Source organism: Microcoleus sp. D3_18a_C4 (assembly GCF_036702415.1).
GTDB lineage: Bacteria > Cyanobacteriota > Cyanobacteriia > Cyanobacteriales > Microcoleaceae > Microcoleus.
On sequence record NZ_JAUBTI010000140.1, the window covers coordinates 1 to 14,276 of the forward strand.

Consider the following 14,276-nt stretch of genomic DNA (forward strand, 5'->3'; position numbering starts at 1 on the left):
TCCTTTTTGGACGGGCGGGACGCCCATCCCACAATAACAATTAAAATTGTAAGTTATTTAATTCGCGATCCTAAGTATATCAAGTTTGTCCCGCACTTTTAACCTCTTAAAATTAAGGCGTAAAAAAAACTTTAGTAGCGACTCAGCCTCGCTACAGAAATTGTACAAAAATTGCGCTATGAATGAAAGCGTTGGCTAGATACTATACACATCAAAAACCACGTATTTATTGATGAAACAGTGGCAGCGATCGCACAACCGAGCTATGATACTGTGGCGGAGCAAAATGTCATCGCCTCGCTTCCTAACATTGACAAAGAGTTAGCGGCTTGGGATCGCACATTCCGATCGTGCGATCGAACTGCGTCATTTTTAAAAGCGCCGCCAAAGCTTCCGCAGTTTGAGTTTGCAGCCATCCCATCGCCACGAACCGCACCATAAACTCCCCATCGTTCACTTTTCTCACCAACATCGGTAGAATCGCCCTTTCTCACAGCCCTTACCCCCGGCAGCCTGTCTTGAGAATCCGAACTTTGCAGCGCTGCTGGGATTTCCCTAATTTCTATCAGCCAAGTAAAATATATTTTTGTTACTTTTATTTAAGACGTTAGCAAAAAGTGCCGGATTTTGGGAAGATAAAAAAAAATCAGTTATTAGATTCTGTCTGCCAATTAACAGCCTCAAACTTCAAAAGCAGAATAATTTCAGGAAGTAATTGCTGAATAGAAGTAATATTGGCAACGGCTAATCGACGATACTCTGGAAATGACTCAAAAGGTAAAACTGCCTCAACAAGCAGTGATGAAGCAGTTAGAAAATAATCCAGAGATAGTTTACATCCACGGGGCGCTAGCGACTTTGCGTGAAGCGAAGCTATCCCCCTCTTAATCGCCACAACCTGCCTAAAAACGAGATTAATTGCGCTTCTGTAGAGGGTTTTTTTAAGTTTTTATACTTAATTGTACTATTTGATTTCCCCGAAGATTCTCCCTAGCCCAACTGCTTCATCAAAGTGAACAAGATTCTGCTTTGAAGTTTCTTGATGAGTTGGCGGATTTAGGGGAACTGGACTCTATCGAAAATCTTCAGAGAATTGCTACGATCGCAGAATGTGAAAAATTTACTTTTTATCAACTTTCAAGAGTACAATTAGTATAATTCATGAGGAATTTAAACCTTCATAATTGTCCCATTTGATGCAGTATGGCTCTCAATAATAATAATAATAATTTGAAAATCGCTCGATCGCACGCGCAGACTGCGCCTCAATATATCCGCAGGTATATGGCTAATCCTTCCTTTTAGGATACTTAATCATATATAATAAAAATAAAAACCTACCATAATACTTACTTAAAAAATATAAACTCGGTATAAAAAATGACTGAAAAAAAGAATTCCAAGAAATCTCAACCTAAAGCTGGTATCAAAGCCGATCGAAAGCAGCAGAACAATCAAAACGACTTATTTCCTGTAGTCGGAATAGGAGCTTCTGCCGGTGGATTGGAAGCCTTTATGCAATTACTGAGCCATTTGCCGATCGATACCGACATGGCGTTTATAATAATTCAGCATATGTTGCCGCATCAGGAAAGTGTGTTGAGTGTGATTCTGGCTCGATCGACCCTGATGCCCGTGCATGAGGTGACAGATGGGATGCTCATAGCACCCAATCAGGTCTACGTTATCCCCCCGAATGTCAGCATAACCATCGATCGAGGGGTGCTGAAGCTAACGCCTCGCGGCAGAGGACGCGGGGTATTTATGTCCGTCGATACTTTTCTGTTGTCCCTCGCCGAAGAACGGGGGAACAAAGCCATCGGCGTCATTTTGTCCGGGGGCGACGGCGATGGTGCCCAAGGGTTAAAAGCGATTAAGGTCGCGGGCGGTATTACTTTTGCCCAATGTCAAGACTCGGCACAAGTTAGCAGTATGCCCAACACTGCCGCGGCTACGGGTCAGGTAGACTTTATCTCGACACCGGAAAAAATTGCCCAGAAGATAGCAGAGATCGCCCGTCATCCCTACATGGTCGATCGGCTTGTGACAGATGCGATCGGCTTGTGACAGATGCGATCGAAAGTAAAGATGCGATCGAAAGTAAAGATGCGATCGAAAGTAAAGATGCGATCGCCATTATCTACAGTTTGCTGCGGGCGGCTACAGGAGTTGACTTTACTCACTACAAGCAAACCACCTTGAAGCGGCGGATACATCGGCGGATGTTGCTCTACAAGCTGGAACGGATCGAAGATTATGCCCAATATCTCCAAAACACCCCCACAGAAGTAACGGCGCTGTATCACGATGTCTTAATTCCTGTCACCAGCTTTTTCCGCGACCCCGAAACCTTTGATGCCTTAAGCAGCAATGTTTTTCCCGCAATTGTCAAAGATAAATCGCCTAAAGCACCGATCCGAATTTGGATTGCCGGCTGTTCCACGGGTGAAGAAGCTTACTCGATCGCCATTTGCTTGCTAGAGTTTTTAGCAGCTCGATCTACTAACCTGCCGATTCAGATTTATGCCACAGACATCAGCGAAAGTGCGATCGCGATCGCCCGCAGTGGCTTTTATACCCAGGCCCAAGTCGCGGATATTTCACCTGAACGCCTAAATCGCTTCTTTGTCCAAGTCGAGGGCGGATACCAAATCGCTAAGCCCGTGCGCGAACTCTGCGTCTTTGCTAGACAAAACCCGATCGCGGAGCCGCCATTTTCCCGGATGGATTTGATTACCTGTCGGAACGTGCCGATCTATCTGGGCCCCCAGTTGCAGAAAAAACTGCTGCCAATGTTCCACTATGGGCTTCGGCCCGCAGGCTTTTTGCTGTTAGGCACTTCGGAAACGGTTGGTGAGTCTTCAGAATTGTTTGCGCTATTCGACAAAAAGAATAAAATTTATACTAAAAAAGTGCTATCGCATTGGATCAGCATGGATTTAAATGCTAGCAACTATCCTCTGACAGCCGTCAACCCTCCACCGGTGCAGACGGAAAGATTGGACGAAATCGAAATGGAGAAAGAGGCCGATCGCATTGTTTTGAATCACTATGCCCCTGTCGGGGTCGTGATTAACACACTCAGCGAGATTATGCAATCCCCGTAGACGTGCGTAATCGAAATATCGGCAGTGGTTATCTGCGTTCATCAGCGTTTATCTGCCTTCATCTGCGGTAAAAAAAAGGCAATAATCCCTAAATAACCCTAACTCTAAATAACCTATTTAGCAACCTTAACCTCAGCACCATCCTTAAGAAAACCAGCGCCAGTAACAACCACGCGATCGCCCGCCTTCAAACCCTTTTTAACCACCACCTTAGCAGCAGTCAAATCGCCCACAGCACCCCCAGAAATTTCCCCGACTTCCACCGGTTGAGCCTGTACCTTGTCTTCGCCCACAAGTTTATAAACAATAGAACTGCCGTCAGATTGCGGCACAATAGCTTTAGCGGGGACTTTCAAACCTTGAGCCTTTGCCGTCGAAATCGATGCGCGCAAAAACATTCCCGATCGCAAATACTCGCTTGTCGGCAAATCAATCTTCACCGTAGCTTGCCGATTTTGCGGGTCAACTATCGGCGAAATTTCTCGCACAGTTCCTGACAACTTAATCCGCTTGTCAGAATCCGAAGTAATTTGCACTGCTGTTCCCGGCCGCACTTGCGAAATCTGAGTTTCCGGCACTTTCAATTGCAGTTCCAGCTTGTTGCCGCGAATAATCGAAAAGAGTTTTTGATTTCCCGAAGAAACATCGCCAACTCGACCAATTCTTTCAGCCACAGTGCCACTATCCGGCGCTCGAACAATAGTTTGTTCTAGTTGAGTTTGTAACTGTTTGACTTGTGCATCATTGCTGCGGACACTTGCTGCGTTATTTCCGACATTTGCTCTGGCACTGCTGACACTCGCTCCGGCCGTATTCACTTTAGCACGAGCGCTGGCGAGGGCCGCTCTAGCCGTACTGATATTAGCTTCCGCAGTAGCTACTTTAGCAAGAGAAGATTGCACTTCTTCCGCTGCTTTATTCTGTTCTTGCAAAGCTGTATTCAAGTCAGCTTTAGCTTTGTTCAAGTCTTGAACAGCAGTCTGCCGTTCCGTCTTTCGCCTTTCCAAATCTTGCTGACTAATTACTCCCTGAGTCGCCAAATCTTGGGTGCGATTTACTTCTCTTTGAGCTTGATCTAATTTAGCCTGAGCGGAGGCAATGCCGGCTTTAGCTTGAGTGACACCGGCTTTAGCTTGTTCCACACCGGCTCTTGCCTGCCCGACGCCTGTTCTGGCTTGCGCTGCGTCAGCGATGGCTTTTTCAACGCCAGCTTGGGCTTGAGCCACGCCGGCTTGGGCTTCTTGTTGGGCTGACTGAGCTTGCTGTACCTGAGCTTCGGCTTGTTCTACCGTAGAATTGGCCGATTGTACTCCCGCAAGCGCTTCGGCAATTTGCGATCGTAGCACCGAATCGTCCAAAACCGCCATCGTCTGACCTTTTTCTACCGCATCTCCCTCGGCCACCAACACCTGCTTAATTTGCAAACCGTTGGCTTGTGGTAGCACCGGCAGCAAGTCATAGGCTGCCACGGTGCCCGTCGCTTGCAGAGTTTCACCCACCTCGGCAGATTCCACAGGTGCCACTGTCACAGTCGGAGCCGTCGCCTGCTGAGTTGCCGGTGGAATTGGAACTGCCGCAGGTGAACTCTGTTTGCCCCCAGTCAAGTTTACTGCTAGCAACGTTGCAGCAACGCCAATCCCTGCGCCGGCCAACAAGGCAGGCCACCTGATTTCTTTGCGGGGCCCAACTTCAGTTGCTTCTGGTTCCCAAACTTGTTCCTCCTCGATTTCTGGAGCTTCCAGCGCCACTTCTCGTTCATCATCCTCACCGGAGAATTGCCAGCGAGAGTTGTCTGAGACTTCACTTTCAGTTACAGCCACTGCTGAGTTCCTGTCGCGCCCGCTCTCCACGGGGGGAAGGGGTGGCTTTTCTTCCGCTTCTGAAAAAACTTGATTGGTCACGGTAGTTCCTCTCGCCGCTATTAGCCTTTGGTTTTTTTATTGTAAAGAAAGATTGCGGTTTTTATATTTGATTCATTTTAGCGGATAGCCTCAGCAATGCCGCGTCCCCCTTTTGGGTGAGTGCGGCGCCATTTCACCTTACAATGGCGAATAGATCGGAGTTGGTGCGATCGACATTTAATTTGATCTGCCTCTGGGGCATACTGAATATTAGCGCGATGGGCGATCGTCGGGGCGATCGGGCTGGCCTTGTCTCTCCCCAAGTGGCTTGGCCGTCACCTATCTATCAATGCTGAGAAATGTCAGTCTAATCTTGAACTGAATTATTTCTAACCTATACTCTAATGTGTTTATTGTATAATACGGCACATCGGTTAAAAAATAAAAAATTTGTGCCACTTTATTTAAAAAAATCAAAATGAATAGTCTTTTTTCTCCCGTCCAACAGTTTCTAATTACTTGGCTGCTAGTGCTAGTGACGGGATGGTTTACCCTGACAGCAGTCAGTTATGTTGGGGAACTGGTCAGCATTTTAGTAACAGCGGGACTGATTGCATTTTTATTAAATTATGCAGTAAAAAGACTGGAAGTATTTTTGCCGCGGGGAGTGGCGGCGGGGCTGGTTTATTTAACTGCGGGTGTGACAGTAGTAGTAATCGGTTTAACTATTGTGCCGCCGGTGTTCAGCCAAGCGAGCCAGTTGGGGGTGAGGTTCCCGGAGTTGCTGGAGTCGGGGCGGCAGCAGCTAAGTGAATTTCAAGCCTGGAGTGCGGAGCGCAATTTACCGTTTAACGTGCAAATATTGGAGCAGCAGTTATCAGCGAAAGTGCAGGAACAAGTGCAGGCGCTCGCAGGTACGAGTTTAGGCTTAGTTGTCGGTACTGTTAACTGGTTTTTGGACTTGATTTTTATTGTGGTGATTTCCTTTTATATGCTCCTAGACGGGCAAAGAGTGTGGCAGGGTTTGACCAGTATTTTTTCCCCAGACATTCGCTATGTTTTAACAGAGACTTTGCAGCGAAACCTCCAGCGATTTGTATCGGGACAGTTATTGCTGGGACTATTGATGGCCATCTCCTTGACTCTGGCTTTTTGGTGGCTGCAAGTTCCGTTTTTTCTGTTGTTTGCGGTATTTATAGGATTGACGGAAATAATTCCGTTTATTGGAGCAACTTTGGGAATTGGCACTGTTAGTATAATTGTAGCGTTTATTGATTGGTGGCTGGCGCTGCAAGTGTTGGTAGTGGCGATCGGTCTCCAGCAAATCAAGGATAATTTAGTAGCTCCCCGAATTATGGGCAATCTCACCGGATTGAGCCCGGTAGTTATTTTCACAGCTTTGCTGTTAGGAGGTAGAGTGGGAGGATTGTTGGGAGTTATCCTGGCAATTCCGCTCACTGGGGTTGTAAAAAGTATAGTAGAAATTGTACTCAATCCCAAATTGCCGCCCCAAACAGGCTCGTTTTTCTACAATCCTTTTAGCGGCGAGGAATTGGGGAAAATACCAGAAGATCAAAGTAGAATAATCTTGGTCGCCGATGAACAAAAGTAGTCTAATTATGGTAGTAAGTAATTCAGTTATGAAAACTTTTATAAGTCAGGAATTAACTTTTGGCTGCTGAGTCAATTAAGAAAAGACTAAAGTCCCTACAAAGAAGTTTGAGAACTTTAGTCTTGATTACTAACCCACTTAAAATCTCAAACCTAAAAAATTATGAAATGGTGGCAAAATCTTAGAAACAATCCTCTAGCTCGGTTAGGAGCCGTGCTGCTGTTAATTTTTTATACAGTCGCACTTTTTGCCGAATTTGTGGCACCTTACGACCCCTATGACTCTCAATTAAACGGTTCATTGCTGCCACCGACTCAGATTTATTTAAGCACCCCAGACGGGCGCTTTATCGGGCCCCACGTTTATCCGACTACTCAGGGCCCGGTGGATGCAAATACCGGCGCTCGTGAGGTAATTGTAGACTGGCAAAAACCCTCGGTTCTAGGTTTGTTTGTCAAAGGTTCTCCCTATAAGTTTTTAGGAGTTTTGCCATTAGACAGGCACTTGTTTGGTACTACAGGAGAAGGTCAAATTAACCTTTTAGGCACGGATGAACAAGCTCGCGATCAATTCAGTCGCTTAGTACACGGCAGCAGAATTAGCCTCAGCATCGGTTTAGTAGGAATAGCAATTTCTTTTCCGTTGGGATTGTTTATAGGAGGAATATCGGGTTATTTCGGAAGTTGGATTGACAGTATTTTAATGCGCTTTGCCGAAGTATTGATGACGATTCCCGGTCTTTATTTATTAGTAGCGCTAGCAGCAGTGTTGCCGCCGGGATTGACAAGTGCTCAGCGATTTATATTGATTGTGCTGATTACTTCATTTATCAATTGGGCGGGTTTGGCGCGGGTAATTCGCGGTCAGGTACTGTCAATTAAACAACGAGAATTCGTGCAAGCGGCGCGGGCAATGGGGGCTAATCCAATTTATATTATTGTCCGCCACGTTTTGCCACAAACTGCTACTTATGTAATTATTTCTGCTACTTTGGCGGTTCCGGGTTTTATTGTGGCGGAGTCGGTTTTGAGTTTAATTGGCTTGGGAATTCAACAGCCAGATCCTTCTTGGGGAAATTTACTATCCCTGTCTACTAATGCTTCAATTTTAGTGTTGCAGCCTTGGTTGGTTTGGCCTCCGGCGATACTGATTATTTTGACTGTTTTGGCGTTTAATTTATTGGGGGATGGGTTGCGGGATGCTCTCGATCCGAGAAGCATTCAAAGGTAATTGGGACTGGGTAATTGGTAAGTGGGAATTGGTAAGTGGGAATTCCAATATTTGTAGGGGCGGGTTCACCCAAATTTATATCATCAATTCCCCGAACTAAAAAACCCGCCCCCACCCATCGCAGATACTCAAAAACTTGTTCCGCAATCAGGCTTAATTGGTTTGGTGGGGGCGGGTTTATGAATATTTTGGATGTGAACCAAAGATTGTTGATGAACCCGCCCCTACGAGATTTGGTAATACAAGGATAGCTCAAAAATACCAAGATTAGTTAAGGATTAACAGGTAAGCAAATGGTAAAAGTAGAACCCACACCCTCCTGACTTTTTACTGCAATATTGCCACCCATCATTAGGCAAAAAGGCTGGCTAATGGCTAATCCCAAAGCGGTGCCACCGTACTTGCGCGTGGTGGAAGCGTCTGCTTGGGTAAAGGGTTGGAAAATGTGCTGCAACTGTGGGCTACAATTATCTTAAAGTATATACCTGCAATTTGCGCTAAACTTTTTTCAGTAATCTAATTATTCAACTCCGATCGTGAAATTAGAATTTGCCTTAGCTCAATATACTGATGCTCTCGCTCACCTAAAATTGGCAAAGTCTGAACCATCAGAAATAGCCATTCTCCATATTTTAGTTACTCGCGATGCCATCAAAGAAGCACTCAGCGAAAAAACCCAGCTTTCTGTAGAAACTTTGGCTAAACTACTCGAATTAGACAACTTCCTGAAACAACAAGCCAATGCGATCGCCAGAGGAGCAAAATTGCCAGAATGGCGAGCTACATTTCACCCCTCCCCAGAAGCTTGGTGGTGGTTTCTCGAACCGACTTCCGACGAGGAAGTTTCCCCCTCAAATCGCTTAGATCCGTTGTTCAACGGGCTGACAATCGCGGGATTGACGGCGGTAGGGGCCTATATGACAACCTTCGTTCAACTCTTTTCCACGGGAGGAATCAGCTTCGCTGAGACCTTTGGCCTACTCGGACAGGGAGGGTTACTTCTGACGGTAATCCACACCTTGCAGGACACAGGACAAGAAAAGATTAAAAATCTGCTCCAAAAACTCAATATTTCTCCCCAGTTTCACAGTCAAGTAACCTTGGGAATTACCGCAATGTTATTGTTGGCTTCTGTGGGAGTCTATAACTCTTTGCCTCGGATTGGGGAATGGAACTATCGAGAAGGAAAAAAACTCTACGAAAAAGGTTTACTGGAAAAAGCTAAAGGGAAATACGAGCAAGCGGCCAAAATAAACCCCAATAATTGGGAGATTCCAATTGCCTTGGGACAAATCTACGAATCTTTAGGAGCTATAGATTTAGCGAGGAAGGAATATGAAAAAGTGTTAAACCTAGGGGAGGCTCGCGCCTTTAATAATTTAGGTCGCGTTTATCTTAGTAAAAACGATAGGGTTACTGCTGAAACTTTACTGCGGATGGGATTACAACGGGTTAGGAAAGAAGATGCTCAACTCAACTATGAACTGCGTCTAAACTTGGGCTGGATACTGCTCAAACAAAAACAGTATCAAGCGGCTGAAAAAGAAATCCGACAAGCAGTTGCTATTGACCAAGCAATTGAAGGAAAACAGCTCGGTGGAGGGATGGCTTATTGCTTGCTAGAAGATGTTCTGGAAGAAAAAAAAGATACAAAAGAGAAACCCCGCTGGAGAAAAATGTGTTTGGAGAGTGCTCGTCCCGAAACGCTCGAGCAGTATAAATGGTTTATTGAAACTGGAAAACAAGAGATCGTCGATCAGATAGATACTACGGGGGTGGTGAATGGAGAATCTAACCCAAGTACACAGCCGTGATGAGTAAGATAAAAGTAAAAAATAAAACCTAAACACAAGGTTCTTTTTACTTTTAGTTTCCCTACTTGGTTTGTATTCCCCTTGTTTTAGGGGAACTTCTTTTGTAAGGTGCGCCAGCATTCTTTTTTCCTGAAATTGAATGCTGCGTGTGCCATCCACCCTAGTTTTGCAGATTAACTGGCAACCAGATCGTAAAAGTAGAACCCACACCATCCTGACTTTTTACTGCAATATTGCCACCCATCATTAGGCAAAAACGCTGGCTAATTGCTAGTCCCAAACCGGTGCCGCCGTACTTGCGCGTGGTAGAAGCGTCTGCTTGGGTAAAGGGTTGGAAAATGTGCTGCAACTGGTCGGGAGTCATCCCAATTCCTGTATCTGTACAATTAACCACTAAAAATTCTTTACTAGCAATTGAAGATTCTGAACTTGCCGCAGGTTCAGAAGTGTTTTCTTGTTTTGCTTCGCTGCTGTCGTCGGCGATTTTTTCTCGGCTGGCCGTGAGGGTAATTGTACCGTTTTGAGTGAATTTGGCGGCATTGCTCAGCAAATTTAATAAAATCTGCTGCACTTTGGTAATGTCACCGTGCATAGTGCCGATATTGCTAATTTTGTGCAACTTGAGAATGTTGCCGTTTTTCTCAATTAGCGGCGCGGCGGTGGATGCGACTTCTTCAATCAAGGCGGCGATGTCGAAGGTTTCTAAGTAAAGATCCATGCGGCCGGCTTCGATTTTAGAAATGTCGAGAATGTCGTTAATTAGCGATAGCAAGTGTCTGCCGGAACTGCGAATTTTGTCTAAATCTGGGGTGAGTTCATCGTAACCCAATTCTGCGGTTTCTTCTTGGAGCATTTCGCTATAGCCGATGATGGCATTCAGAGGTGTTCGCAGTTCGTGGCTCATGTTTGCCAAAAATGCGCTTTTTGCGGTGGAAGCGGCTTCGGCTGCTTCTAGGGCGAGTTGCAAGGCGGATTCAAAGACTTTTCGATCGCTAATATCCTCGACGCTGCCTTCATAGTAGAGTACCTCGCCGTCGGCGTCGCACACTGCACGCGCGCTTTCGGAAATCCAAATTACCTTGCCGTCAGCGCGGTAAACTTTTGACTCAAACCCCGAAACTTCTCCGAATTCTTCCATCACCCGCATAAACTTCTCGCGCTGCTGAGGATTGACGTAAGCTTGCTGCCTAATGTTTGTGACATTTGATGTCAATTCTTCGGGAGTGGCGTAGCCGTAGATGCGGGCTAAAGCTGGATTTACGCTCAAGAAGTGGCCTTCGGGGGTTGTTTGAAAAATGCCTTCGACGGCATTTTCAAAGATGCTGCGGTATTTTTGTTCTGCTTGACGCAAAGCGCTTTGTGTACGATCGCGCTCGCTGGCTTCGATCGCCAATGATACCAAATCTGCGAGGGAAGCAGCAAAATTTTGTTCTTCTAATGTCCAGTTACGAGGAGTTCCCACTTGTTCGATACAGATGACTCCGACTGTTTGTCCTCCCAGCCGCACCGGCGCATCTAAGGTTGATGTAGTACCCACTTTTGCAAAGTAAGATTCCCCAAATTCTCTGGTTCTAACATCTGAGAGAGCATCATCGGCTGCGATCGTCCGGTGTTCTTCCAAAGCTTTAAAATAAGCTGGATAGTCTGCTGCTGTCAGTTCGGCACCTTGGGAATGTTGCTGGTTGCTGCTGCTAAATTGGTCGAGACATTCCAGTTTCGATCGGCTTTCATCGTACAACCACGCGCCGGCTTTTTCTGTCTGTAGCGTATGAGCTGCTGCTTCGGTGATTTGCCTCAAAGCTACTTGCAAATCGCCTCGATACAGCGCTTTATTTCTTGCCAATTCTACCAAAACCGTATTTTGTTTGAGCAATTGTTTTTGCCTTTGGCGTCGCGCCGATTCGGCTCGCTTCTGTTCGGTAATGTCGCGGGCTACCACAATGACGGATTCTTCTGAAAGCGGTGAAATGCTGGCAGCAAAACAAACTTCGCGGTTGTCAATGGTTAAATCGTACTCGATGCTGACTGTTTGCTGAGTGTCTAAAGCTGCTCGGATGTAGTTGAGAAAATTGTCGGCTCTAGCTTGCGGAAACACCTCTGTGACTGTTTTGCCAACTAATTCTTCGGCTGGTTTGTAGAGCAGAGAAAGATTTGTGGGCGCGATTTTTAAATAGCGACCGCTGGCGTCCGCAACTATAATTAATTCGTTCATAGCTGCAAACAAAGCCCGCAATTCTGCTTCGGCGGCTTCGAGTTCGGCCGTCCGCTCTGCTACTCGCTGTTCTAAACTAGAGTTGGTTTCTTCTAGGGCAACAAAAGACGATCGCAATTGTCTGGCCATTTGGTTGAAAGACTGAGCTAGGAGACCGAGTTCGTTGACGCCTTGAACTTCGACCTCCCCGTCTAATTCGGATGATGTGAAGTCGGATGATTCGGACATTTTTGTTAAAGCTTTGGAAGCTTGCAACAATCGGGTAATCGGTTTGACAACCCAGCGAGAGGTGAAAATTCCCAGAACGATCGCCACTACGAAGGCAAAAAAGCACAATAAGATAGTTGTGCGAGTGTTGGCGTTAATTTGCTCCATAAAGTCGGCTTCCGGGATGGCGACTACAATCAGCCAATCGAGGCCGCGGCCGTCTTGCAGGGGAGCAACGGTAATGAATTGACGTTTGCCGTCTATCTCGAAGGTAAACTGTCCTTGGCTGTTAATTTGTTCAAAACTACCAAATCGTTGTTGCAAGTATGTGGAAGACGATCGAATTAGCAAATTTTTGCTCCTAGTCGCCAACAGCCGTTCTTGTCCGTCTTGGCCGGTGACAAAGGGCAATTCGTCTGTGGAACTGGCGACTATTTTCCCGCTGCGTTCGATCGCAAAAACTTGTCCCGACGGGCTAATTTTGATGCTTTTGAGAAAATCGCTGATTTGAGAAAGAGTCAGGTCAATGGCCAGTACCCCCTGCAGGCTGCCCGTTTGGCTGTAGATGGGCATCACCGGCGTAATCCCCAGAACTGGCGACGCCCTGAAGACGTAGAGGGGAGACCAAGTGGCTTTTCCTGCCTGTTTGGCAGCTTGGTACCACGGTCTAGTACGGGGGTCATAGGGGACGGTTTGGATTAGCTCAGTGCGATTTCCTTGGCTGTCGAGGCGATAAATTTCGCGGTTGGGAGCCGTTGATTCGTCTCTGATGTATACTAAGTGTTCTGCTTCTCGCTTGAGCAAGAGGAATTTTCCCTGTTCGTCGCCGTAGTAGATGGTTGTATTTCGATCGCTCAGCTTGGTCTGGTTCCACAAATAGCGCTCTAAGTTGGGGAAGTCTTGCGGGTCTAAGTTTCCAGACGCGATCGCAGCAGTATTCATTTGCAGGAACAGGTGAGACACATCCCCAAAACTGCGGAAATTTTCTTTAGTTCTCGCTGCAACTTCCAAGCTTAACCTCGTAGCAAGGTCATTGACGGCTTTCTGGCCGTTGCGAAACGACAGCCATCCAGTCACGCCGACTGCTACGGAGATTTGTACCACCAGCGGTATCAACAAAACAAGGCTCAGTGACATCTTGGGCGAGCTTTTCATCACACAACTGCTCAGACTTTTCAATAACATTAATATTGTGACACCTACCAGGTTTGCGTATCGTTTGTCGTTTAAAAGATGCCCTAGATATAAGTTACAAAGTTGTACAGCAATAGTGAAGTGCGGTAGCCGCCCGCTCAAAACGGGGCTGAGATTTCCACCGCTACTGTAAAAAATTGTAATATTAATCATGCCACTACTTGCCTGAATGTGGCGATCGCTCTGCATACTCCCGGTCAAAAAGTCACACCCCGGAAAAAAAGCAACTTTAGGCCCGTGCTCCCCACCCTGGTTGTCATCAGTCATTGCCAATTATTCAATTTTTTAATCTAAAATTTAAAATCTAAAATAAGCTCACTTTCTCCGGGTGGCCATTGTCTTCCTTACGCCTGCTTAATAAAAATTAGATTTTAATTTTTTCTACAGTGCGAGGACAAATGTAAATTATGTGACAATCCGCTGTTGGAAAATTTGCTATTAATAAGATAAGCCGCCAAAATCCCGTAGCGTAGCGGGGCGTAAGCCATCGACTACAAAGAGGATAATTGAAGCATCTGCATTTAATCAACGCCAGCAAAGTAAAGCGTTTTTGGCTTTTTTGGACGCTCGATATTTGGGCAAAATAATACTTCTGGAGGATGACATGAACTATACATTTGAAATCCTGGGCGTATCTCCAACTTTAACGTTTTTCAACCAGCAGCAGGAATTGCTGCAACAACAGCAGCCGTCCGGTGTAGAATACTTAGCAAACCGGAAGTGCACTCTCGATGCGTTTGTGGCATCCGTAGAGACAGTTTCTCCTCAGCAAGGCTGGGATGTCGATCGAGTTGTAGACACCGTGATTAGTTTCTGGATGAACAACTCTGATAGCATCCAGTATTGGAGACACAGGCTGCAGGATGCCGGCAGCGAAAACTTGTTAGTAGCCAGAGTAGGCGATATCAAGTCTTTGCAAGCTGCATTTGAATCGCTGCTGGGCGAATAAGAAAATCGGGAATTGCTCCCAAAGTCGATCGACTTTGGGAGCATCTCAGTTTTGTAAAAAGCATTTTTTTTATTGTAGTGCGAGCGTCCCCGCTCGCGTATTGTACAATA

11 protein-coding genes and 1 pseudogene are annotated in these 14,276 nt (G+C 46.1%); 7 read left to right on the plus strand and 5 right to left on the minus strand.

Going from position 1 to position 14,276, the window contains the following annotated elements; all coding sequences use genetic code 11:
- Positions 1–304 precede the first annotated feature (304 nt).
- Complete coding sequence (locus QUB16_RS30735; RefSeq protein ID WP_333244442.1) at positions 305–472, minus strand: hypothetical protein; 168 nt, start codon at positions 470–472, stop codon at positions 305–307.
- A gap of 293 nt (positions 473–765) precedes the next feature.
- Between QUB16_RS30735 and QUB16_RS30740 the strand changes: the two genes are divergently transcribed.
- From QUB16_RS30740 to QUB16_RS30750, 3 genes are all read left to right on the plus strand, one after another.
- Entirely contained in the window at positions 766–888 is a 123-nt protein-coding gene (locus tag QUB16_RS30740; RefSeq protein ID WP_333321988.1) for a hypothetical protein, read from the plus strand.
- 492 nt (positions 889–1,380) lie between these two features.
- Positions 1,381–2,067: a chemotaxis protein CheB gene (locus tag QUB16_RS30745; RefSeq protein ID WP_333321990.1), complete on the plus strand. Its 687-nt coding sequence runs from the start codon at positions 1,381–1,383 to the stop codon at positions 2,065–2,067.
- Entirely contained in the window at positions 2,064–3,107 is a 1,044-nt protein-coding gene (locus QUB16_RS30750; RefSeq protein WP_333321992.1) for a protein-glutamate O-methyltransferase CheR, read from the plus strand. Before QUB16_RS30745 ends, QUB16_RS30750 begins: the two co-directional genes overlap by 4 nt.
- 113 nt (positions 3,108–3,220) lie before the next feature.
- Here the strand turns inward: QUB16_RS30750 and QUB16_RS30755 are convergent, their stop codons facing one another.
- Together QUB16_RS30755 and QUB16_RS30760 are read right to left on the minus strand one after the other, a co-directional pair.
- Positions 3,221–5,008 carry an efflux RND transporter periplasmic adaptor subunit gene (locus QUB16_RS30755; RefSeq protein ID WP_333321993.1) on the minus strand — a complete coding sequence of 596 codons (1,788 nt, stop codon included), beginning with the start codon at positions 5,006–5,008 and terminating at the stop codon, positions 3,221–3,223.
- A gap of 77 nt (positions 5,009–5,085) precedes the next feature.
- Entirely contained in the window at positions 5,086–5,271 is a 186-nt protein-coding gene (locus QUB16_RS30760; protein ID WP_333321995.1) for a hypothetical protein, read from the minus strand.
- A gap of 155 nt (positions 5,272–5,426) precedes the next feature.
- On the opposite strand from QUB16_RS30760, the gene QUB16_RS30765 reads away from it, so the two are divergent.
- Both QUB16_RS30765 and QUB16_RS30770 read left to right on the plus strand, forming a co-directional pair.
- A complete protein-coding gene (locus QUB16_RS30765) occupies positions 5,427–6,560 on the plus strand; it encodes an AI-2E family transporter (RefSeq protein ID WP_333321997.1) in 1,134 nt (377 codons plus the stop codon).
- A 162-nt stretch (positions 6,561–6,722) separates the two neighbouring features.
- Complete coding sequence (locus tag QUB16_RS30770; protein ID WP_333321998.1) at positions 6,723–7,790, plus strand: ABC transporter permease; 1,068 nt, start codon at positions 6,723–6,725, stop codon at positions 7,788–7,790.
- A gap of 271 nt (positions 7,791–8,061) precedes the next feature.
- Here QUB16_RS30770 and QUB16_RS30775 read toward each other — a convergent pair.
- Positions 8,062–8,247, minus strand: a pseudogene (locus tag QUB16_RS30775) (ATP-binding protein); the annotation flags it as partial.
- A 79-nt stretch (positions 8,248–8,326) separates the two neighbouring features.
- Between QUB16_RS30775 and QUB16_RS30780 the strand changes: the two are divergent.
- Positions 8,327–9,604 (plus strand): tetratricopeptide repeat protein, encoded by a 1,278-nt coding sequence (locus QUB16_RS30780; protein WP_333322001.1) that lies wholly within the window; start codon positions 8,327–8,329, stop codon positions 9,602–9,604.
- A gap of 160 nt (positions 9,605–9,764) precedes the next feature.
- On the opposite strand, the gene QUB16_RS30785 is transcribed toward QUB16_RS30780, so the two are convergent.
- Positions 9,765–13,178, minus strand: a complete 3,414-nt coding sequence (locus QUB16_RS30785) for a PAS domain S-box protein (RefSeq protein ID WP_333322003.1) — start codon at positions 13,176–13,178, stop codon at positions 9,765–9,767.
- 643 nt (positions 13,179–13,821) lie between these two features.
- On the opposite strand from QUB16_RS30785, the gene QUB16_RS30790 reads away from it, so the two are divergent.
- Positions 13,822–14,166, plus strand: a complete 345-nt coding sequence (locus QUB16_RS30790; RefSeq protein ID WP_333055663.1) for a hypothetical protein — start codon at positions 13,822–13,824, stop codon at positions 14,164–14,166.
- Positions 14,167–14,276 lie beyond the last annotated feature (110 nt).